We start from the raw sequence: 7,217 nt of genomic DNA on the forward strand, positions 1-7,217 counted from the left end.
CAATGAGGAGCAAATCTGATAGGAAGCCGATGCCATCCAAAATCGATGTGTTAGTCCGGTGTGCCGACAGAAGCCGAAGACGCGCGAACCACCTGACTTAAGTCGACCAGACCTGTCTCTACGTCACTCAATCACGGTTTAGGTAGGTTCTTGGGACGTAGATAGAGTGACGGTTCGTAAGACATAAGTGGCGCCGTTGGGCTCACGTGGTTCTCTCTGTCACGCAATCGCTCGTTTGCGTGACAACGAAGCTCAGGCCATATTCGGCGGCGGGAGGCGTTCGAATCCGCAACCGCGCGAAAGATCACTGACAAGGAGCCCGATCTTATGCTGCTCGGCTACATGCGTGTGTCGAAGGCCGATGGCTCACAGACGACCGACCTGCAGCGCGATGCGCTCCTTGCCGCTGGTGTCGAGCACGACCGCTTCTACGAAGACTACGCTTCAGGCAAACGCGACAGCCGCCCTGGTCTCGACGCCTGTCTCAAGGCGCTGCGTGAGGGCGATACCCTCGCGATCTGGAAACTCGATCGCCTCGGCCGTGACCTGCGTCACCTCATCAACACCGTGCACGACCTCACCAAGCGGGGAGTTGGTCTGAAAGTCCTCACGGGGCAGGGCGCTAACATCGACACCACCACCGCAAACGGCCGTCTTGTGTTCGGCATTTTCGCGGCATTGGCGGAGTTCGAGAGGGAGCTCATCATCGAGCGGACCAAAGCCGGGCTCGCCTCTGCGCGGGCGCGAGGCCGAAGCGGCGGCCGCAAGCCGAAGATGACGGCCGCCAAGCTGAGGTTGGCGCAAGCGGCGATGGGAAAACCTGAAACGAAGGTCGCCGAGCTCTGCGTTGAACTCGGCATCACCCGGCAGACCCTCTACCGCCATGTCGATCCAAGGGGGGAGTTCAGACCCGATGCTTTAAAAATTCTGAGGTCAAAGAGCTTATGATGATAATGTATATTAGTCAATTGATCTAAAATCCAGATGCTCTATGGGAACGTTATTTGTAGATGCCATGTAAAATCAAATCTATTAGGCGATAGGGATGGCGATAGTATAATAGGTATGGATGTCATTAGATTCAGTTTATAATCAGCACACAGAAAGAAGCTAATCACTGCTCTCGCTATTTTATCTCGTTACAAAAAATTTAAACTTGAAGTATCTATGAGTAATAACTCGCGGCTTCAGGGTTTCATTGTGTTCCACACGCTACCGAGGTCAAAAATTTATGCCGTGCGATTTGGGGCACTGAGGTTTCAGTTTCGCGCGCTTGTCACACTAAGGCTTCACGAAGCCTTCCTCCTTGGATAAGCCACATGCCAGTATGTAGCGTTCCATCCCAGGAATATGAACGTCTCACTCACCTCAACCCGCTCGGCTCCAGCCGCGGCGGGTTCTTTGTTTCCGGATCTGGCGCGCCGGAAGCCGACAGGACACCGGCGGGTCCAGCGGATAGGATGGAGGCGCCTCGCAGTAGATCCGCAGCCGTGGCGGCTCCTCCCGCTCTGGGTAGCGCAACAACGCTCCTCTTCCCCGTAGACTAGGCTCTTCTCGTCCGCGTGCTTTGCCTCCAGAGATACACCCGCCCGAAAGCCCCAGCCGTGAGCCCGCGCGAACTGGGCCTGCTCGTTGCTTACTTTACAATGAAGTAGTCAAACGCATACGTTCGTGGTTACGGCAGAGGACCTTGCCGTCGAGCGGGAGGATGTGGCCGGGTTGGGCGTGGGCAGGAACCTCAAACGTTATCGGTGCACTCTCCTGGTTCGCAGGCGTTCACAATCAGAACGCAAAATCCGCGGGTGAACTCTAGGCGGATCCAGAGGAGTTGTCGTTTCACTAACGTTTCCAGGCGCTCCGGTGCGATCTCCTCCCCACGTTCAACGGTTCTTCCAGTCCCATTAGAACCGAACAGGTAAACTGTCACAACGCCTCAGCTCAGTCGGTTCGTCGCTTTACTGAGCAGGTGCGTCAACACGAGAGAGCGATGCTGGGACGCTCCAAGCCGCTGCTCCCGTCCTGTCATTCGCGCTCAGTTCTGTTAGGTTGTTCACGCCAGCTCGATTTTCTGCCCCCAGAGCCTTCGAGCTGGCGGCGGCCGACGCATTCTCCCAAAACGCGCTCGGCCGCCTACCTCGGCCGCGGCTGAATACCGACACGTGCGGCGGATGTTTCGTTGATCGAACCTCGAACCGCTATGAGCAACAGTCAGCCTGAACGGAGATCGTGAAATAGCCATGACGAACGTACACGTCCTGCCAACCAACGCGGGTGTTGTGGCCATCCAGCGACTTACGGATGAGCTTGCAGAAGCGTTCAGGAGCGGGGCTGATCTTGGCTCGCGCGTGCCGCATATCCGCAGGCAGGTGACGGTGCTTCATCATCTGGTGCAGGAACTGCGTGCCGAGGCGGATGCGATTGCCCGCTCCTCGAACGTTGACGATCCTGAGATACAGGGGCTTCTGGCTCAGGCCGATGAGATGAGGCAACTCGTCGACAGGCTGACCGCGGCTGCCCGGCAGATGTTCCTCTGACGCAGGGAACGGTCGCACGACATCACTACAGATCCAAGAATGCGCACCAAGTTCAGTCAGGAGTGGCCTCCGTCGCACCCCAACCCACCAAATTTGGCGGAAAGCTGCCCCGGGTGAACCCACCAATAAGGCTGTCTTAAGCAGAGCACTTTAAACCAGCACGCGAACGAGCAGAAATCAACTGACAGTTCGAGTTTTCCTGTTATTCGCTGGTGAACAAAATGCTCAAAAACTTTCGGCTGACATCAAAGGTACTGATAGGTTACGCAGCTCTTTTTTTGATGATGGTTGCGCTGACAGGCTATGGCATCCGTCAGGTTTCTCTCATCGATACCAGCTTGATCACCATCAATGATGTAAACTCTGTCAAGCAGCGGTATGCCATCAATTTTCGTGGCAGCGTTCATGATCGCGCGATCAGCCTTCGTGACTTTACACTGGTTGGCGATCAGTCAGGTCGCGATACCGTCCTTGCGGACATTGCCCGTCTCAGCGCAGCTTACGCACAGTCCGCAGAGAAAATGGACCGGATGTTCGCAGAAGCCGGCGCAACGCTTCCGGAAGAAGACACTATCCTCGATAGCATCAAGCAAACCGAAGCCCGGACGCTCCCGCTTCTCCAGCGCGTCATAGAGGATCAGCAATCCGGTCGTGGTGAGCGGGCACGCGACACTCTGATGCGGGAGGCGCGCCCCGCCTTCGTCGAGTGGCTCGGTCGCATTAACCAGTTCATCGACCTGCAAGAAGCGCGCAACCAGGCCATCGGTGGGGATGTCCGCTCCATCTCGCAGACCTTTATGGTGCTGATGATCAGCCTTTGTGGCCTCGCCTGCCTTGTCGGCCTCGGCTTTGCCGTCTGGACGTACCGTGCCATTCGCCCCCTTCGCTCGCTGACCGCAAGCATGCTCACTCTCGCGGGCGGAGATCTGCATGTGAATGTTCCCGTCACGCGTCAACGGGACGAAGTCGGTGACATCACTCAGGCGGTGCAGACGTTCAAGGACAATGCTGTCGCCGCTTACCACCTGCGTGAGGATCAGCGCAACGAACAAAGCCGGAAGATGCATCAGGCTGAGCGAGTGGACATGGCAACTCAGGCGTTCGAGAGCGCCGTTGATGGTATCGTCCGTCACGTCTCCTCAGCGTCTTCGCAGTTGCAAGTGACGGCGCAGGCGATGGCTGGAACTGCGAGCCAAACAGCAACCCAGTCGGCGTCGGTCGCGGCCGCGGCTCACGAGGCGGGAGTCAACGTGACAACTGTTGCCGCTGCCACCGAGGAGATGGGCGTCACCGTTCAGGAAATCGGTCGCCAGATCGAGGAGGCCGCCCGCTTGGCGCGTTCGGCTGTCAACGAGACGCAGAGCACTGCCCAGGTGGTGCGCGAACTCAACGGAGCTGCCGCTGAGATCGGAAACGTCGTTGCGATGATCTCGCAGATCGCAAGCCAGACCAATCTCTTAGCGCTCAATGCCACCATTGAGGCTGCACGGGCGGGTGAAGCAGGGCGCGGCTTTTCTGTGGTCGCGGCAGAGGTCAAGGCGCTGGCGAGTCAAACCGCACAGGCTACGACGAGCATCAACGGTCAGATCGCCACCATTCAGGACGCAACCCACCGGGTGGTTGGTGCGATTGAGACGATCAACGCGCGGATCACAGAACTCGACGGCGTCACGGCGACAGTGGCTGCCGCTGTCGAAGAGCAAGCTGTAACGACACATGAGATCGTCCGTAACGTGACGCAGGCGGCAGCCGGAACACGGGACGTGACGGAGCATGTGACGAGCGTTGCAGATGCGGCCGAGCAGACGGGGCGTACTGCAGACGAGGTCTTACACTCGGCGGCCTCGCTCGGCGAACAGTCTCAGCGCCTGTCTCATGAGATAGGCCAATTCATCGCGGCCGTTCGTGCAGCATAGCATTGTAAAAAATAATAAAAATATCAAAGTTAATACTTAGAATAGTATACTATCCAGTCAAATAAGGCGCTATGCATATAGTATGCTAAACAGATAGTCTGAGATAGCAAAATGGCCGGGGGAAACCCTGGCCGTTTTCATTCAGGCTCCTTCTTTATCGAACATACTCCGTGATTAATGCTTGAAAGTATGGGCGCGCTTCAGTTGTGCCAGACCAGTATTTTTGGGTTGCAAGACCAACTCTGATCCGTGATGTGAGTAAGATCGCACTGCGCCCCAGACCTTCAGTGATATGCCTGGCTTGCAGGCAGTACTGTCCAGAGCCGGTTCTGCGCTACGGCAGCAGCAAAGCTCATGGGTGTTGTCTGTCTGACCGTTCGTAGACGCTCGGTTGTAAGGATTGCTGACCGATGTGGCGGAACCACGCGGAGACATCGTCGTGATCAAGTCCGGGTAAGTCGTTATCCCTACGTTCGTACTTATCCGTCATGATGGCCGCTACACTAACATGAGTTGGCTGATGGCGGGCACCCAATCCGAGGCCGTGCGGCTCGCCGCCCTGCAAGAACTGCGCTTACTCGACACACCATCGAGCGAAAGCTTTGACCGCATCACGCGGATGGCCAGCCAGCTCTTTGGCCTCCCGAGTGCAGCCGTTTCGTTGACCGATCGCGACCGGCAGTGGTTCAAGTCTCGCGTCGGCATCGATGTCACTTCGATGCCCCGCGAGGGAGCACCCTGTGCAGAAGTCACGGCTACCCGCGACGTTCTCGTTCTCTCCGACATCGCACAGGACCCGGTGTACCGTGATACGCCCCTGGCACAGTCAGGCGCTCGTTTCTACGCAGGAGCCCCGCTGCTCACCCATAATGGCCTAGCCATTGGCTCCCTGTGCATCGCGGGCTCCGAGCCGCGGCAGTTTTCGACTGCCGAGGCGGCCATGTTGCGCGACATGGCCGCCATGGTGATGGCCCAGGTTGAGCTGCAGCACGCCTACGGCCGCATCGATCCTCTGAGTGGCTTTCCCAACCGAACCCAGTTCGTCGAGGACCTGAACGATCTTGTCCTAACCGAGCCCATGGGTTCGCAGCGCCTCGTCGTGTTTGTGGATCTGGCGTCCCCCGAGGAACTCAGCCATGCCGCACGGGTGATCGGTGCAAGCTTCCTCGACGAACTCGTCCGGGAGGCGAGCCAGATCTTACGCTCAGCCCTCGGGCCGGCACGCACGGCTTACATGATCGGAACAAGCCAGATCGCGTTCCTGGCGCGGCGGGATGTGGCTGAGGACGCCTATATCGGTCTGGTCGCGTCGATGCTCGGTGCGATCCGTTCGAATGCCAGCTCGCGCTTCGTCACCACAGTTGCAATCGGCGTCGTGCCTTTCAAGCTCGGTCAGACCGACCCAGGCGACGTCCTGCGTCTTGCCCATTGTGCCGCCCAAGACGCCCGTCTGATGGACACCAAGGTCAGTCTCTACTCTCCCGAGCAGGACGCGCTGCATCGTCGCCGTTTCGACCTCCTGAACGGGTTCGGTCAGGCGCTGGAAGAAGCGTCTCAGTTGTCTCTGGTTTTCCAACCACGTGTTGCCCTTAACACGGGGCTCTGCCTCGGCGCCGAGGCGCTCCTGCGCTGGACGCATCCTGAGCTTGGAAGCGTCTCCCCTGGTGAGTTCATCCCGCTCATCGAGCGCATGTCGCTTGCCAAGCCGACGACGACCTGGGTGCTTGATACAGCCTTGACCCAGCTCGCGGCCTGGCTGAGCCACGGCATGGATCTCATTCTCTCGGTGAACGTCTCGGCTGGCAACCTGAACGAGGCGGACTTGGTCGATCGCATCATGGGTCTCCTGGCTCGGCACGGCATCCCACCCTATCGCCTTGAGCTTGAGGTGACGGAGAGCGCCGTGATGGAAGATGCGGGCCATGCTCTGGAGCAGCTCCAACGGCTCTCAGCCGCTGGCATTCGTCTTGCCATCGACGACTTCGGGACGGGCTATAGCTCTCTGTCGTACCTTCAAGCGCTCCCGTTCGACGTGGTCAAGATCGACCGCTCCTTCGTCGCCGGCTGTGCAGAGGATGCCCGGCAGCGTAGTCTTGTGGCGACAATGATCACACTGTCCCACGATCTCGGCTACCGCGTCGTGGCGGAGGGCATCGAGACGCAGGAAACAGCCGACTTGATCCTCGGCATGGGCTGCGACGAGAGTCAGGGCTACTTCTTTGGGCGACCCATGAAAGCTGAAGAGTTTGAGTTTTGGTATCGATCTAATTCTAATCAATAAGCGAATGTTGCGGTATACCGTGTCTGGCATTTACCTATTCGTCAACCGAATAAACCTGCAATCGATCAAACACTATACCAGGAAATTGCGATTTGCGTTTGAGGGGTGAAGGTTTTGGCTCAGAATGTCGACTGTAGCTTCTGAGGCCTCATGGGGCTTCATTCACGCGGCGCGCTCGCGCTACTCAACCGCCTTCAAGCAACGATCCGGATCGAAGCGCTCGAAGGGCTTTAACCATGCGTCGTGGAGGCTCCCGGCTCCTTCGCATCGGAATTTCCTATCACTTTCCGGGCCTCATGGCTGATGACAGTTGCCAGCAACTCGGCGCACTCGTCCCAGAGCGTGCTGTCTGCGGTGGTGGGAAGCCTCTCTGGCCTGCCCCCTGGAAAGTGGCTCTTCGCCAAGTTTAGTGGATCAGGCTGCGAGGAGGAACCGTCGTCGTAGGAGGTCGAGATTGGCGCGACCGTACATGGCGCGCTTCAAGAG

4 protein-coding genes are annotated in these 7,217 nt (G+C 58.0%); all 4 read left to right on the forward strand.

The genetic code is table 11. The features are described 5' to 3' along the window. Nucleotides 1-327: 327 nt before the first annotated feature. The 4 genes from K2Y56_RS25975 (at nt 328) to K2Y56_RS25990 (ending at nt 6,731) form a co-directional block, all read left to right on the forward strand. The gene (locus tag K2Y56_RS25975) at nt 328-948 is read left to right on the forward strand and encodes a recombinase family protein (RefSeq protein WP_292514938.1); all 621 of its coding nucleotides are present in this window, start codon (nt 328-330) and stop codon (nt 946-948) included. A 1,289-nt stretch (nt 949-2,237) separates the two neighbouring features. Further along, the gene (locus tag K2Y56_RS25980; RefSeq protein WP_292514939.1) at nt 2,238-2,534 is read left to right on the forward strand and encodes a hypothetical protein; all 297 of its coding nucleotides are present in this window, start codon (nt 2,238-2,240) and stop codon (nt 2,532-2,534) included. Nucleotides 2,535-2,755: 221 nt separating this feature from the next. Beyond that, nucleotides 2,756-4,450, forward strand: a complete 1,695-nt coding sequence (locus K2Y56_RS25985; RefSeq protein WP_292514941.1) for a methyl-accepting chemotaxis protein — start codon at nt 2,756-2,758, stop codon at nt 4,448-4,450. A gap of 520 nt (nt 4,451-4,970) precedes the next feature. After that, a complete protein-coding gene (locus K2Y56_RS25990) occupies nt 4,971-6,731 on the forward strand; it encodes a bifunctional diguanylate cyclase/phosphodiesterase (RefSeq protein ID WP_292514943.1) in 1,761 nt (586 codons plus the stop codon). Nucleotides 6,732-7,217 lie beyond the last annotated feature (486 nt).

This window comes from Methylobacterium sp. (assembly GCF_019745455.1).
GTDB lineage: Bacteria > Pseudomonadota > Alphaproteobacteria > Rhizobiales > Beijerinckiaceae > Methylobacterium.